The sequence below is a fragment of the Pseudomonas sp. PVC-5-1 genome (genome assembly GCF_057444345.1).
Map to the genome: position 1 here is coordinate 4,595,891 of NZ_CM172024.1, position 15,525 is coordinate 4,611,415.

Here is a 15,525-nt window from a genome sequence, read left to right on the forward strand (position 1 = left end):
CTGGTTCTCTCCGATCAATTCAGGTCATGGCCAAAGTTGCCACCGCTGACACCGAGGCTCACGGGGACCGCGCGCCCCGGCTCACTGCCCTTGGTCTTGCCGAGCAGGTAGAAGTCCAGGTCACTGGGCTCGACGAACTTCTCGGTGGGCAGGCGCACTGCCTTGGCATCCACGGGCTTGGCGAGGTGCGGCGTCACCAGGATCACCAGTTCGGTTTCACCGTTGATGAACGATTGGCTGCGGAACAGGTGCCCGAGTATCGGCAGGTCCCCCAGACCCGGGAAACGGCTGACGAAATCGCGAGTGTTTTCGCTGATCAAGCCGGCGATGGCAATGGTCTGGCCATTGCCCAGTTCGACCGTGGACTCTGCGCTGCGCTTGGTCAGCGACGGAATAACCTGGGAAACTCCATCGCCCAGGATGCTGCTGAGGCCCGTGTCGAGTACCAGCGAGTTAGCGTTGGAAAGCTCGCTCACCGAGACATTCAGGTTGAGGTTGATACGCCCGGAGTCGAGCACCACCGGCAGGAACTTCACGCCGACACCGAATTCCTTGTATTCGATGGTGATGCCATCATCCTCGGTGATCGGCACCGGGAACTCGCCACCAGAAATGAACTCCGCCTGCTGGCCGGTCAGCGTGGTGAGGGTGGGCTCGGCCAGCACCTTGGCCGAACCATTGTCCTTGGACGCCTCCAGCACCACGTTGAAGAGGAAATCGTCGGACAGGAACTGTGCGAACAAGCCTTTGCCGCCACCAATCAGCGAACCTGGCGAAAGGATCGACCCGCCACCTGGAGTCAGGCCCAGGCCTTGACCATTGTTGAACCCACCACCGCTCCAGTTGCCGGACGAGCCAAGGGCATTGAAGCGCACGTTGAGGTTCTTGATCAGGCTGCGCTGCATCTCTGCCACTTTCACTTCCAGCATCACCTGCTGGCTGCCACCGACGCTGAGCAGGTTGATCACCTCCAGCGACTGAGCCGGTGCCGCTTCGGCGGCTTCACCCTTGCCTTGCACCACACTCGAGGTCTGCGCGGCATAGGTCTTGGCCACTTTCATCGCTGTGTCCATGGCCGCGGCGCTGCGCACCTGACCACGCAGTACCAACGCGCCTTGTGCGCTGAACACCTCGATGTTCTCCTCGGGCAGCAGCTGGTGCAGTTTGGTCTTGAGCCCGGTGAGGTCATGCACAACCTCCACATCCATGGTCTCGATCAAGCGGTTGTTGCTGTCCCACAGCAATACGTTGGTAGTGCCGAGGGAACGGCCGAGCAGGTAGAGCTGGGTCGGGCTGGTGATCAGGATATCGGCGATATCCGGGTTGCCGACCGAGATTTTCCTCACCGGCGTACGAGCGCTGATCGTCCGCGACTTGTAAATGGGCACCTGGACCATGTTGGCGTTGGCCGCCGGCATGGCGCTGTATCCCGATCCCGGTTCTGCAGCCTGCGTCACGCCGACGAACAGCAGCTGCGTACCCAGCCCGCACAACAGGTACATCCCTAGTCTCTGCAAAGTATTCATACACAACTCCTTGCTAGGTATTCTTGTTCCTGCCGAACGTTAGCCATTCGGACGCCTGCCGCCTTAAAACCTTGCTTTCGCTACTTCAACTTCAGTCCCACGGATGATGGTGACCGCGCCACCGTCACTACTACGATTTACCACCGGTCTTGGTTGGGGTTTGAATGCTGGCGTTGCAGCCTTCACCGGCTCGACAGCAGCAACGGCTGACGCCTGCTTCTGAGCGTCCAACGGGTTGCGCAGGGCCAGTTGCAACTTCCCTTCAGATTGCGCCCTGACCAGCACCTCGGCCTCTTTGGCCGACATTTCCAGGGTCACGGCACGTACCACCACCGGCTGGGTCTTGTCCGTCCCTGCAGTCTGGTCCACGGCCAATACCCGGAGGTCCTGGAGGATGGTTCTGGATTCAGCGTCATTACCGCTGCCGTTACTTTGCTTGGTCGCCAGAACATCGACCCGGTTACCCGGCAACAGGAACCCGCCCACCCCGACCACGTCATCCACACGCACCGAAATGGCGCGCTTGTCTGGAGCAATCAATGAAGCCAGGGTACTGCCACCCAGGTGCTCGGCCAGGCGAGCGCTACGTAGCACATCGCCGCGCAACAGTGCGAAAGTGGCAATCTTGCCAACCACCTTTTCATTGCTGTCAAAGGCATCGTCAGGTACCGCATCCTTGGGCATGCGCACGATGGCGACCTGCTGGGCCTCGATCATCTGCCCGAACGGGATCTCCACCGTAGCGACCACCACGTTCTTCATGTTGTCATCCGGGGCGGCGTTGAGCCGACCATTGAGCCAGTTGTTGGCCATCCAGGCGGCGCCAAGCCCCAGGGTCAGGGAAACGGCAACCAAGGTCAGCGTACGGGCACTCATGTCTGCATCTCCTCATCCAAGGAAGTCGATCTGCACGAAGTAGCTTTGCCAAGCCCATTTCAGCTCCTGTGGCGACAGCGGACCATCGCCGCCCAGGTAACGCTGGCGGTCAAGCGCCATGTTCAGCAGGTCGCGAGGGTGGCAGGGCACCAGCGGCACGCCTTCGACCTCGTACAGCGCCTGTAGCGCGTAACGCAACAGCAGCGGGTCGTAAGCCAGGCCCAGGCGTTCGCATTCCTGACGCCAGATGCGTTCGTACTCATCGACTTTCAGGTAGCTGAACTGCAGCTTGTAGCCAATGCGCCGCAAGAAGGCTTCGTCAGCCAACTCCAGCGGGTTGAGGTTGGTGGAGAACACCAGCACCAGATCGAACGGCAGCTCGCAATGGCGCCCGCCACCCAGGTTGAGGAAGTCGCGCTTCTCTTCCATCGGCACGATCCAGCGGTTGAACAGCTCGGCCGGGGCCATGCGCTGGCGCCCCATGTCGTCGATGATGAACAGGCCATTGCTGGCCTTGAGTTGCAAGGAGGCCTGATACTGGCGGGTGCTCGGATCGAAACGGACATCCAGTTGCTCCATGCCCAGTTCGCCGCCAGTGATCACCACCGGGCGCTTACAGCGCACCAGCCGGCGATCGATGCCTTCGTTCAGCAACAGGCTGGTGGGTTGCCCCTCCTCCTCCAGGCGCTGATGCACCTGAGGGTCATACACCTCGATAACCGACTCATTGATTTCTATGGCATGCGGTACCCAGATGGCTTCGGCGAACAGACGAATCAACCGGCTGCTGACGTAGGTCTTCCCGGTGCCTGCGGGACCGTAAATCATGATCGCGCGCCCGGAGTTCAACGCTACGCCCAGTTGATCGAGCATGCTCTCCGAGAGCACAACACCTGCGAAGGCCGAGTGCATGTCCTGCGTACTGATGCGGCCATGGTGGATGGTCTGCAGCTTGAGCAGGTCACGGTAGGTACTTACAGGGAAGGGCGCCGCGCCGATATAGCCGCTGCGCGCCAGTGCATCGCGAGCGGTGGCACGGCCGCGTTCGGTCAGGCCGTAGCGGAGCACCTGCCCCCCCGTTTGCACACCGACCTGGCCCAGTACTTCGACGCGGCCATCCTTGCGCAGAAAGGCCAACACTTCTTCTACCACCGCACCGGTCAGTGCCAGGCGCTCCACCAGGCGCGACAGGTCCAGCGTACCGGCGTCATGCAGGTGCTTGCACAGCAGATCAGCGAGAAAGCTTTCTGCCAGGCCAGTCTCACGGACTGTACGTGGCTGAGGTGCCAGGCTCTGCACTGCGTCCTTGTCACAGGCGCAGGCACCACTGTCTCTGAGTGCGTACATGGTTAGCCTCCCAGGCTATAGGCCAAGCGGTTGCCAAAAAAGGCTGACAAGGGTTCCGAGAAGAATTGCTATGGCGTATGGGAAAGGCTTTCCGGCCACTTCATCAGACTGCGGTGCGAAATACGCCTGTGCTTTCAACATCAACCAGTAACGCGACAAGGTCATCGGTAACTGGCCACGCACTAGAATTAGTAGAAGACCACATAGACATCCGGCAATCAGACTCAGGAGTGCCGCGCTGAGCGCGCCGTTCCAAGGAAGAAAAGCGCCGACCATGGCCATTAGTTTGACATCGCCGGCAGCCATCCCACCCAAGGCGTGCATTGGGAGAAAAATGGCGAAGCCAATCAGCAACCCCAGCAACCCATAACCGAAACCACTGACTCCGGCGGAGTAAGCCTGACCAGCCAAGCCCAACCCCAGCCCCACCAGAATCAGGAGGTTGGGAATGCGGTGGCGACGAAGGTCGCTCGCCACCGCGATACCCAGCAGCCCCATCAGCAAAACAGTCATAACCAACTGCTCTCTGGTCATCACCGCCTCTCCCTGCTGGATGATTATTTCTATTAGCACGCCGCCCCTTTAATGGCAGTGCAGAGAGCCTGCATCTTTGTTTGCACTTCAGTTCCGAGACTAGTGAATATCCCAACAACAAGTGCCGTCACCAACCCACCAGCCACCGCATATTCCACAACGGTCAGCCCATCTTCATCTTTGACGAACTTCACGACCGAAGCCTTGATTGTTTGCAGAGTCATTTCGCTCACCTCGCTAAGGACATTATTTTTCTTCCCGGGCAGTAGCGGTTGCACTACCTGATGGGAATCCTAGTCAGGGGGAGGCGACAGTCGTTAGGAGATTTTTGCGAATCGCTAGGACTTTTTTGCGGCCATTGGCCAGCATCCAAAAAGTGACAATGCCACCAGGAAAACAGGTAGCAAGCGTCAATATGAGAAGCACTTTCGTACGCATTTGCAGCCGGCTCAGGGAAAGGTTCTGGCACGTTTGTTCAAAGCCGACAAGCGGTCGTCATGATCAAAGACCAGCCTGACTGCGGAACCTGTCTAACATCAGGGTTTTACAAAACGCATAGAACCCCCTAAGCAAAAACGATCTAAGGTAATAACCAAATTGCTCGGCGACTTAATAGTGTTTTGACAATACTGCTGCTCGTAGGGAAACTCCCCAGCATAAGGTTAAGTCACGATGTCTAACCCGGGCACAAAGCCGCTGCTGTTGTGGTTCGATCTGACACGCGATCATTCCACCGAAGCGCTGATGGCACAGTTCAGTCATGTCTGCGATTGCAAACTGGCGAAGGCCGTGGCGCATTCCGAACGCCAGCAGGCAGACATGATCTGCATGCATTTCGATCGCCCCGACACCCTCAACCTCAACCTGCTGCTGGAAGTGAAACGCAACTCACCGTCCATACCGATCACCATGTTCACCGTGCAGCACTCCGAAGAGCTGGCTGTCTGGGCCATGCGTTCGCGGGTCTGGGAGTATCTGGTATTGCCGCTGACAAGCGGTGAGAAAAGTCGCTACATCGATGTCCTCAAGCAGCTGTGCGACATACGCCACGCCAGCAAGACCTCAGGCCATGCGCAGCGCATCGACCACCTTCCCTCTTTGCCGGACAGCATTCGCCTGACCGGCGAACACCACAAGCACCAGGCGCTCAGCAAGGTCATGCCATACATCGACCAGCATTTTCGCGAATGCATCGACCAAAAGGACATCGCACAGCGCTGCGGCATGACCACGGCCCGCTTCAGCCGCCTGTTCAAGGAGGTCAACGGCGTTGGGTTTCTGGATTACATCCTGAGCAAGCGCATGAACCTGGCCATGGACCTGCTGGTCAACAGCCAGATGCCGATTACCAGCATCGGCTATGAGGCCGGCTTCAAGGACCCATCCTACTTCGCCCGTGCCTTCAAGCAGGTCAGCAACTGCACACCCAGCGAATACCGACATGCCCGCCAGCTCGGAGCGTCGGTCAGCGAAACCGAGCCTCTGAAAGGTCCAGATGCGCCACTGATGGATAACGTGTTACCGAATGCGGCATTTCACAAGAGCCGCTGAAGAATCACACGCCAGGCAGCAACCCATCCGCACGCAACAGCGTCTCCAGGCAATGCTCCTTCACCCCATAGAACGCCTTGAGCTGCCCGATCTTCTCCAGCAACGCGCCGTTGTCCCCTGCCTGGCGCCGCTTCACCGCAAGAATCATCTTGTTCTTGTTGGTGTGCTCCAGCGAAATGAACTCGAACACCTTGGTCTCGTACCCGCAGGCTTCGAGGTACAGCGCGCGCAGGCTGTCGGTCAGCATTTCGGCCTGCTGGCCCATGTGCAGGCCGTACTGCAGCATCGGTTGCAACAACCCCGGGCTGTGCAATTGCGGGCGGATCTGCTTGTGGCAGCACGGCGAGCACATGATGATCGCGGCGTTGCAGCGGATGCCGGTGTGGATGGCGTAGTCGGTGGCGATGTCGCAGGCATGCAGGGCAATCATCACTTCGATGGCCTCGGGCACCACGCTACGCACATCACCACACTGGAACTCCAGGCCCGGGTGCTCCAGGCGCAAGGCGGCGGCGTTGCACAGGTCGACCATGTCCTGGCGCAGCTCGACGCCGGTTACCTGTGCTTCGCGGCCCAGGCTATTGCGCAGGTAGTCGTGCATGGCAAAGGTCAGGTAGCCCTTGCCTGAGCCGAAGTCGGCCACCCGTAGCGCCTGCGCCGCCGGCACCGGTGCACTGGCCAGGGCGTGGTCGAAGACTTCGATGAACTTGTTGATCTGCTTCCACTTGCGCGACATCGACGGTATCAGCGCGCCTTGTGCGTCAGTAACCCCGAGGTCACGCAGGAACGGCCGTGAAAGCTCCAGATAGCGCTTCTTCTCGCGGTCATGGCCGCTGCTACTGGCAGCTTCGCGCGGCGCCTGTGCGCCGTGGCGCTGGAGCATGGGCTTGCCCTTCTTGCTGAAGGTCAACTGCACTTCACCGTCGGCATCGAACAGGTGCGCGTTGCGGAAGCTGTCCGGTAGCAGCTCGGCGACCAGCGCCTGGGCCTGCTCCAGCGCCAGATTGCGGGTGATATCACGGGTCTGGTGGCGATAGACCAGCGACAGGCACGGCTGGCCCTTGACCTGCAGCGGCTTGGCAATGATCCGTTGCAAGGTCTGGTCGGCACCGACATGGCGCGCCAATACCAGTTTGACCAGGGTATTGCCATGCAGGGCGGCGTTCAGCAGGTCGAGAAACTGGGTGCGCGCATCCGGCGCGGATGGGGCAGAAGAACTGGCGGACATGGAAAAACGGTGCCTCGGATAGCGGGGAGCGCATGGCGCAATGCACGCATTCTACAGGGTGCTCAACTTCCTGTGGGAGCGGGCTTGCCCTAATGCCAGTCAGTTAAGGTTTGCCTGTTTAATTGGGGCTGCTTTGCAGCCCTTCGCGGGCTTGCCCGCTCCCACAGGGGTCGCACAAATCATGGGCTCAGCGACACACCTGTGGGAGCGGGCAAGCCCGCGAAGGGCCGCAAAGCGGCCCCAATTTGCTTGACTGACTGGCATTAGGGCTCAATCGAGAATCACCAACCGGTTGGGCAACTCGTTACGTGCATGGGTAGGCGGCACATGTTCGCTGAGCAGTTCGCCGCATGCCTCGATGCACTCGACAAACCCCTGCAAGGTGCGGCCCTGGCGTACCTGTTCGGCAAGGCGGGCGACGATGGCCGCGCGGGCGGTGGCATCCAGATGGCGCTCGATACCGCGGTCGACCAGGATCTCCACATGCCGCTCCGCCTCGCTGACGAAGATCAGTACGCCCGTGGCACCAGCAGTGCGCTGCAGGTTCTGTTCGCGAAACTGCTGGCGGGCCAGGCGCGAAGCACGCCAGCGGCGCAGGGCCCGGGGGATCAGCCAGCCGGCCAGGCGCGGGCTGCGCAGCAGCAGGCACAAGCCTACGAACAGCAGCACATTGGCCACCAGCAAGCCACGCACTCCGGGCCAACCCAGCAGCCAGTGCAACAGGGCCGGCACGGCCAGCGCCAGCACGGCGGCCCAGAACAACGGCCAGTAGGCATAATCGTCGGCCCGGCGGGCCAGCACCGTCACCAGTTCGGCATCGGTGCGCCGTTCGGCACGGGCAATGGCTTCGGCGATCTGGCGCTGATGGTATTCGTCGAGGGGGGTCATGCCGTCGGTCTCTTGAGCGTTCTTATAGTTGTTGTCCCGGCATTCGGGGCTTCGTCCGCAGGCGACATATTCAGGCATAATCCGCCGCTGGAAGAAATGCCTGCAAATCGTACAACAATAGCCGCCTGAAAACTTCGGCCGCGCGCGTATCACCGTGGATACGGCACAGGCCTCACAACGGAATTGATGATGAAACTGTCTTTGCTGGGCCTGGCCATGGGCCTTGCCAGTCAGGCGGCACTCGCCGCCCCCTCCGCCCCGCCCCTGCAGGACAAGCAGGCGTTCATCGACCATCTGATCAGCCAGATGACCGAAGCCGAGAAGATCGGCCAACTGCGCCTGATCAGTATCGGGCCGGAAATGCCCAAGGATAAGATCCGCGAGGAAATTGCCGCCGGGCGCATCGGCGGTACCTTCAACTCACGCACGGCCCCCGAGAACCGCCCCATGCAGGACGCGGCGATGCGTAGCCGGCTGAAGATTCCGATGTTCTTCGCCTACGACACCGTCCACGGCGAACGCACCATTTTCCCGATCGGCCTGGGCATGGCCGCGACCTGGGACATGGACGCCGTCGCCAAGGTCGGCCGCACCGCCGCCATCGAAGCCGCGGCCGACGCCCTGGACATGACCTTCGCACCGATGGTCGACATCGCCCGCGACCCGCGCTGGGGCCGCACCAGTGAAGGCTTCGGCGAGGACACCTACCTGACCTCGAAGATCGGCCAGGTGATGGTCCGCTCGTTCCAGGGCAGCAGCCCGGCCAACCCCGATAGCATCATGGCCATCGTCAAGCACTTCGCCCTGTATGGCGCGGTGGAAGGCGGGCGCGACTACAACACGGTCGATATGAGCCTGCCGAAAATGTACAACGACTACCTGCCACCCTACCGCGCCGCGCTCGACGCTGGTGCCGGCGGGGTGATGGTGGCGCTGAACTCGATCAACGGCGTGCCGGCCACCTCCAATACCTGGCTGATGAACGACCTGCTGCGCAAGGAGTGGGGCTTCAAGGGCGTGACCATCAGCGACCACGGTGCCATCCAGGAACTGATCCGCCATGGCGTCGCCCGCGACGGGCGCGAAGCCGCCAAGCTGGCGATCAAGGCCGGCATCGACATGAGCATGAACGACACCCTGTACGGCGAAGAGCTGCCAGGCCTGCTGAAGTCTGGCGAAGTGACCCAGGCCGAACTGGACCAGGCAGTGCGCGAAGTGCTGGGTGCCAAGTACGACATGGGCCTGTTCAAGGACCCGTACGTGCGCATCGGCAAGGCCGAAACCGACCTGAAGGACTACTACGGCAACGACCGCCTGCACCGCGATGCCGCGCGTGACGTGGCGCGCCGCAGCCTGGTGCTGCTGGAAAACCGCAACCAGACCCTGCCGCTGAAAAAGGCCGGTACCATCGCCCTGGTCGGCCCGCTGGCCGATGCCCCGATCGACATGATGGGCAGCTGGGCTGCCGACGGCAAACCGGTGCACTCGGTGACCGTGCGCGAAGGCCTGCGCCGCGCCGTGGAGGGCAAGGCCAAGCTGGTCTACGCCAAAGGTTCCAATGTCACCGGCGACAAGGCGATGTTCGATTACCTGAACTTCCTCAACTTCGATGCTCCGGAAATCGTCGACGACCCGCGCCCGCCCGCGGTGCTGATCGACGAGGCGGTGAAGGCGGCGAAGCAGTCCGATGTGGTGGTGGCAGTGGTCGGCGAATCCCGCGGCATGTCCCACGAGTCGTCGAGCCGTACCACCCTGGAAATCCCGGCCAGCCAGCGGGAGCTGATCAAGGCCCTGAAGGCCACCGGTAAGCCGCTGGTGCTGGTGCTGATGAACGGCCGCCCACTGTCGATTGCCTGGGAACGCGAGCAGGCCGACGCCATTCTGGAAACCTGGTTCGCCGGTACCGAAGGCGGCAACGCGATTGCCGACGTACTGTTCGGCGATTACAACCCGTCCGGCAAGCTGGCCATCACCTTCCCGCGTTCGGTCGGGCAGATCCCGATGTACTACAACCACACCCGTATTGGCCGGCCCTTCACACCGGGCAAGCCGGGCAACTACACCTCGCAGTACTTCGAGGAGCCGAATGGCCCGCTGTACCCGTTCGGCTATGGCCTGAGCTACAGCAGCTTCGAGCTGTCGGGGCTGAAGCTGTCGAACAAGGACCTCAAGCGTGGCGACACGCTGGAGGCCAAGGTGACGGTGAAGAACACCGGCAAGGTGGCAGGCGAGACCGTGGTGCAGTTGTACCTGCAGGATGTATCGGCATCGATGAGCCGCCCGGTGAAGGAACTGAAGAACTTCCAGAAGCTAATGCTCAAGCCTGGCGAGTCGCGCACGTTGAGCTTCCGCATCAGCGAAGAAGACCTGAAGTTCTACAATGGCCAACTGCAGCGGGTTGCCGAGCCAGGGGAATTCAATGTCCAGGTCGGGCTGGATTCCCAGGCGGTGCAGCAACAGAGCTTTGAACTGCTGTAACTGACAGGTTTTGCCTGTACCGGCCCCTTCGCGGGCTTGCCCGCTCCCACAGGTAATGCACAGGTCCATCGGGCTGTGAATCTTCTGTAGGAGCGGGCAAGCCCGCGAATAGGCCGGCCCTGATATCCCATTCATCCGGATCCGCCCATGCCCTTTTCCGTTCGCGCCCTGCGTCTGGGGCTGATCTCCCTGCTGATCGTGCTGGGCACCGCCCTCAGCGCCGGCTGGGCCATGCACCAGGCCAAGCGCCAGGCCATGGAAGCCGACGCCCAGCGTGCCAGCCAGCAGTTGGGCCTGTATGCCAATGCCCTGCACACGCTGATCGACCGCTACCGCGCCCTGCCCGCCGTGCTGGCGCTGGACCCGGAACTGATCGCCGCCCTGCGCGGCCCGGTCAGCGAACCGATGCAGGACGCCCTGAACCGCAAACTCGAACGCATCAACGGCGCTGCCAACTCCTCCACCCTCGAACTGCTCGACCGCACCGGCCTGGCCATCGCCGCCAGCAACTGGCGGCTGCCCAGCAGCTATGTGGGCTCCAACTACGGTTTCCGCCCCTACTTCAAGCAAACCCGCAGCCAAGGCAGTGGCCGCTTCTACGCCGTGGGCGTGACCAGCGGCGTGCCGGGCTACTTCCTCGCCAGCGCGGTGAACGACGAGCATGGCCGCTTCCTCGGCGCCATGGTGGTTAAGCTGGAGTTCCCCGAACTGGAGCGCGAGTGGCGCCAGGGCAGCGACATCCTGCTGGTCAGCGATGCCCGTGGCATCACCTTCATCGCCAACCAGGACGGCTGGCGCTACCGCGAGCTGCAGCCGCTCAATGGTGCCGACCGTGCCGAACTGGCCGAAACCCGTCAGTACGACAAGCAACCGCTGGTGCCGCTGCAGCACCAGGTGCTGACCCGCTTTGCCGCCAACAGCACCCTCAGCCGCGTGCAAGGCCCGGAGGGTAGCGCCGAGTACCTGTGGGAAAGCCTGCCGCTGGAAAGTGAAAACTGGACCTTGCATCTGCTGCGCAAGCCGCAGGTGGCCGCCGACGGTCGCAATGCCGCCCTCGGTGCCGCCGCCGTATGGCTGAGCCTGGTGTTCGCTGCGCTGTTCGTCAGCCAGCGCCTGCGCCTTGCCCGCCTGCGCCAGCGTAGCCGGGAGGAGCTCAAGCGCCAGGTCGAGGAACGCACCCGTGAGCTGCGCACCGCCCAGGAGGGGCTGGTGCAATCGGCCAAGCTGGCGGCGCTTGGGCAGATGTCGGCGGCCATGGCCCATGAAATCAACCAGCCGCTGACCACCCAGCGCATGCAGCTGGAAACCCTGCGTCTGCTGCTCGACCATGGCCGATATGACGAAGCACGCCAGGCACTGGAGCCGCTGGAGCAGATGCTCACACGCATGGCCGCGCTCACCAGTCACCTGAAAACCTTCGCCCGCAACAGCCCGGTCGGCCTGCGCGAACGCCTCGACCTGGCCACCGTGGTCGACCAGGCACTGCACCTGCTGGAGGCGCGTATTCGCAGCGAAGAAGTGGAGGTAGCCCTGTACCTGGCGCGCCCGGCCTGGGTGCGCGGCGATGCCATTCGCCTGGAGCAGGTGCTGATCAACCTGCTGCGCAATGCCCTCGACGCCATGGCCGACAAGCGCTACAAACGCCTGGAGATCCGCATCGAGCCCGACGGCGAGCTATGGCGCCTGAGCGTGCTGGATTCGGGTGGCGGCATTGCCGAGGCCAACCTGGCCAAGGTCTTCGACCCATTCTTCACCACCAAGCCGGTGGGTGAAGGCCTTGGGCTGGGGCTAGCCATCTCCTACGGCATTGTCCACGAGGCCGGCGGCAAGCTGCAGGCCGAAAACCTGCCTGGCGGCGCGCGCCTGAGCCTTACCCTGCCCCGTGACCTGGAGCCTGCATGTTGAATTCAGTGATCGTCGTCGATGATGAAGCCAGTATCCGCACGGCGGTCGAGCAATGGCTGAGCCTGTCGGGCTTCAGCGTGCAACTGTTCGCCCGCGCCGAAGAATGCCTGGCACACCTGCCACGGCACTTTCCCGGGGTGATCATCAGCGATGTACGCATGCCGGGCATGGATGGCCTGCAGTTGCTCGAACGCCTGCAGGCGGACGACCCCGACTTGCCGGTGATCCTGCTGACCGGCCACGGCGATGTGCCCATGGCAGTGGAAGCCATGCGCAGCGGGGCCTACGACTTCCTGGAAAAACCCTTTACCCCGCAGCACCTGCTGGGCAGCCTGCGCAGGGCCCTGGAAAAGCGCCAGCTGGTCTTGGAAAACCGCCGGCTGCACGAGCAGGCCGATCTCAAGTCACGCCTGGAAGGCACACTGCTGGGTATGTCCCAGGGCCTGCAACAGCTGCGTCGGCAAGTGCTGGACCTGGCCAGCCTGCCGGTCAATGTGCTGATCCGCGGCGAAACGGGCAGTGGCAAAGAGCGCGTGGCCCGCTGCCTGCACGATTTTGGCCCGCGCGCCGACAAGCCGTTCGTCGCCCTCAATTGTGCAGCCATCCCCGAGTCGCTGTTCGAGGCCGAGCTGTTCGGCCATGAAAGCGGCGCCTTTACCGGCGCACAGGGCAAGCGCATCGGCAAGCTTGAGTACGCCAACGGTGGCACGGTGTTCCTCGACGAAATCGAAAGCATGCCACTGGCCCAACAGGCCAAGCTGCTGCGGGTGATCCAGGAACAGAAGCTGGAACGCCTGGGGGCCAACCAGAGCATCAGCGTCGACCTGCGCATCATTGCCGCGACCAAGCCCGACCTGCTCGAAGAAGCCCGCGCCGGGCGCTTTCGCGAAGACCTTGCCTATCGCCTGAACGTGGCCGAGTTGCGCCTGGCGCCGTTGCGTGAACGGCGTGAGGACATTCCACTGCTGTTCGAGCACTTTGCCCGTGCCGCCGGCGAAAAGCTTGGTCGCGCAGCCCCGCCACTGTCGGGCGCGCAACTGGCGCAGCTGCTGTCGCATGACTGGCCGGGCAACGTGCGTGAGCTGGCCAACGCGGCGGAACGGCATGCATTGGGGCTGGGCTCGCCGAACATCGAGGTGACGCCTGCCGGGCAGTCGTTGAGCGAACAGATGGAAGCGTTCGAGGCGCAATGCCTGCGCGCGGCGCTGCGCCAGCACGGGGGCGAAATCAAGGCGGTGATGGAGGCCTTGCAGCTGCCGCGGCGCACGCTGAACGAAAAGATGCAGAGGCATGGGTTGGTGCGCGAGGACTTCATTGGGCGGGAATGAGCGGAAATCCGCTTATCTCGCTCAATCAGCAAGCAAAAAACCGCTCATTAATCTGATTTTCCGGGGCTGCCTTGCAGCCCTTCGCGGGCACGCCCGCTCCCACAGGGAAATGCGCCACGTCAGGAATAACGCGGCATCTGTGGGAGCGGGCGTGCCCGCGAAGGGGCGCGCAGCGCCCCCATTTGAAGCCCAATGCACCCATTTGGCACACCTTCTGCAATCACCTGTGCAAGCTGCGCCACGGCGCGCTCCACAAAAACAACGAGAAGGTATCCCTGATGGATAATGCCACCTCCCTGCCAGCCGGGGCGTCCACCGCGCCTGCCACAGAAAAAACCACCGCCAGCCGCCTGAAGTCGATCTTCAGCGGGTCCATCGGCAACATGGTCGAATGGTACGACTGGTACGTCTACGCCGCATTCTCGCTGTACTTCGCCAAGGCCTTCTTCCCGGCCGGCGATTCCACCGCACAATTGCTCAATACCGCCGCGATCTTTGCCGTGGGCTTCCTCATGCGCCCGATCGGTGGCTGGTTGATGGGCCTGTACGCCGACCGCAAAGGCCGCAAGGCCGCATTGATGGCCTCGGTACTGCTGATGTGCGCAGGCTCGCTGGTCATCGCCCTGACCCCGGGTTACGAAACCATCGGAGTCGCCGCACCCATCCTGCTGGTCATTGCACGCCTGATGCAGGGCCTGTCGGTGGGTGGTGAATACGGCACCTCGGCCACCTACCTCAGCGAGATGGCCAGCAAGGACCGCCGTGGCTTCTTCTCCAGCTTCCAGTACGTCACCCTGATCTCCGGCCAGCTCATTGCCCTGGCGGTACTGATCGTCCTGCAACAGACCCTGACCACCGAGCAGCTGTATGCCTGGGGCTGGCGCGTACCGTTCGTGATCGGTGCGCTGTGCGCCGTGGTGGCCCTGTACCTGCGTCGCGGCATGGAAGAAACCGCCTCCTTCACCAAGAAGGAAAAGGCCAAGGAAAGCCTGATGCGCACCCTGCTGCGCCACCCCAAGGAGCTGATGACCGTGGTCGGGCTGACCATGGGCGGCACCCTGGCCTTCTACACCTACACCACCTACATGCAGAAGTACCTGGTCAACACCGTTGGCATGAGCATCAGCGACTCGACCACCATCTCGGCCGCCACGCTGTTCCTGTTCATGTGCCTGCAGCCGGTGATCGGCGGCCTGTCCGACAAGATCGGTCGACGCCCGATCCTGATCGCCTTCGGCGTGCTCGGCACCCTGTTCACCGTACCGATCCTCAGCACCCTGCACACCATCCAGACCTGGTGGGGCGCGTTCTTCCTGATCATGGCGGCGCTGATCATCGTCAGCGGCTACACCTCGATCAACGCCGTGGTCAAAGCCGAGCTGTTCCCTACCGAAATCCGCGCGCTGGGCGTGGGCCTGCCGTACGCGCTTACCGTGTCAATCTTCGGCGGCACCGCCGAGTACGTGGCCCTGTGGTTCAAGAGCGCCGGCATGGAGAGTGGCTTCTACTGGTACGTGACCGCCTGCATCGCCTGCTCGCTGCTGGTTTACGCAACCATGAAGGACACCAAGCAGCACTCGCGAATTACCACTGAGTGAGTGTGAGCTTGCGGTAATCAAGAAGGGCGCCCCGTTTTCGGGGCGCCTTTTTTCATACATGCGAATGCGTCATGCAATCCAGGTGTACGGTTTGAGGGCTCCAGCGCATGCGAGACGCACCGCGCGGACGGCGCTTGATTTCAGCAACAGCGCAAACATCAAGCCATACCTCCGAAGCCTTCTGATGAGCCGATTAGAAATCCTAATCGGCTCACAATGTGAGCCGAATAGCCCAATTAATCGGCTCACTGGTATCGGAAAGCAGG

The 15,525-nt window shown here is 62.1% G+C and carries 12 protein-coding genes; 5 read left to right on the plus strand and 7 right to left on the minus strand.

Going from position 1 to position 15,525, the window contains the following annotated elements:
* Nucleotides 1-14: 14 nt before the first annotated feature.
* From AC2T3R_RS21025 to AC2T3R_RS21045, 5 genes are all read right to left on the minus strand, one after another.
* Nucleotides 15-1,502 (minus strand): type II and III secretion system protein family protein, encoded by a 1,488-nt coding sequence (locus AC2T3R_RS21025; protein ID WP_054573866.1) that lies wholly within the window; start codon nucleotides 1,500-1,502, stop codon nucleotides 15-17.
* Between the two features lie 87 nt (nucleotides 1,503-1,589).
* Nucleotides 1,590-2,402 (minus strand): Flp pilus assembly protein CpaB, encoded by an 813-nt coding sequence (cpaB, locus tag AC2T3R_RS21030; RefSeq protein WP_486744219.1) that lies wholly within the window; start codon nucleotides 2,400-2,402, stop codon nucleotides 1,590-1,592.
* Nucleotides 2,403-2,414: 12 nt separating this feature from the next.
* Nucleotides 2,415-3,749 (minus strand): Cdc6/Cdc18 family protein, encoded by a 1,335-nt coding sequence (locus AC2T3R_RS21035; RefSeq protein ID WP_054573868.1) that lies wholly within the window; start codon nucleotides 3,747-3,749, stop codon nucleotides 2,415-2,417.
* 15 nt (nucleotides 3,750-3,764) lie between these two features.
* Complete coding sequence (locus AC2T3R_RS21040; protein WP_486744220.1) at nucleotides 3,765-4,283, minus strand: A24 family peptidase; 519 nt, start codon at nucleotides 4,281-4,283, stop codon at nucleotides 3,765-3,767.
* Nucleotides 4,284-4,315: 32 nt separating this feature from the next.
* Entirely contained in the window at nucleotides 4,316-4,507 is a 192-nt protein-coding gene (locus AC2T3R_RS21045) for a Flp family type IVb pilin (RefSeq protein ID WP_486744221.1), read from the minus strand.
* Between the two features lie 448 nt (nucleotides 4,508-4,955).
* Here AC2T3R_RS21045 and AC2T3R_RS21050 point away from each other — a divergent pair, with 448 nt between their 5' ends.
* Nucleotides 4,956-5,834 carry a response regulator transcription factor gene (locus tag AC2T3R_RS21050; RefSeq protein WP_410951801.1) on the plus strand — a complete coding sequence of 293 codons (879 nt, stop codon included), beginning with the start codon at nucleotides 4,956-4,958 and terminating at the stop codon, nucleotides 5,832-5,834.
* Between the two features lie 4 nt (nucleotides 5,835-5,838).
* On the opposite strand, the gene AC2T3R_RS21055 is transcribed toward AC2T3R_RS21050, so the two are convergent.
* Nucleotides 5,839-7,062, minus strand: coding sequence for a class I SAM-dependent methyltransferase (locus tag AC2T3R_RS21055; protein ID WP_410951802.1), 1,224 nt, complete (start codon nucleotides 7,060-7,062; stop codon nucleotides 5,839-5,841).
* 270 nt (nucleotides 7,063-7,332) lie between these two features.
* On the minus strand, nucleotides 7,333-7,950 hold the full coding sequence (locus tag AC2T3R_RS21060) for a TPM domain-containing protein (RefSeq protein WP_013974020.1): 618 nt from the start codon (nucleotides 7,948-7,950) through the stop codon (nucleotides 7,333-7,335).
* A gap of 186 nt (nucleotides 7,951-8,136) precedes the next feature.
* Between AC2T3R_RS21060 and bglX the strand changes: the two genes are divergently transcribed.
* From bglX to AC2T3R_RS21080, 4 genes are all read left to right on the plus strand, one after another.
* A complete protein-coding gene (gene bglX, locus AC2T3R_RS21065) occupies nucleotides 8,137-10,428 on the plus strand; it encodes a beta-glucosidase BglX (protein ID WP_410951804.1) in 2,292 nt (763 codons plus the stop codon).
* Nucleotides 10,429-10,575: 147 nt separating this feature from the next.
* Nucleotides 10,576-12,333 carry a sensor histidine kinase gene (locus AC2T3R_RS21070; RefSeq protein WP_024087686.1) on the plus strand — a complete coding sequence of 586 codons (1,758 nt, stop codon included), beginning with the start codon at nucleotides 10,576-10,578 and terminating at the stop codon, nucleotides 12,331-12,333.
* The gene (locus tag AC2T3R_RS21075) at nucleotides 12,327-13,661 is read left to right on the plus strand and encodes a sigma-54-dependent transcriptional regulator (protein ID WP_039613761.1); all 1,335 of its coding nucleotides are present in this window, start codon (nucleotides 12,327-12,329) and stop codon (nucleotides 13,659-13,661) included. The genes AC2T3R_RS21070 and AC2T3R_RS21075 overlap by 7 nt, the downstream gene beginning before the upstream one ends.
* Nucleotides 13,662-13,939: 278 nt before the next feature.
* Nucleotides 13,940-15,259, plus strand: a complete 1,320-nt coding sequence (locus AC2T3R_RS21080) for an MFS transporter (RefSeq protein WP_003258436.1) — start codon at nucleotides 13,940-13,942, stop codon at nucleotides 15,257-15,259.
* The last annotated feature ends 266 nt before the right edge of the window (nucleotides 15,260-15,525 follow it).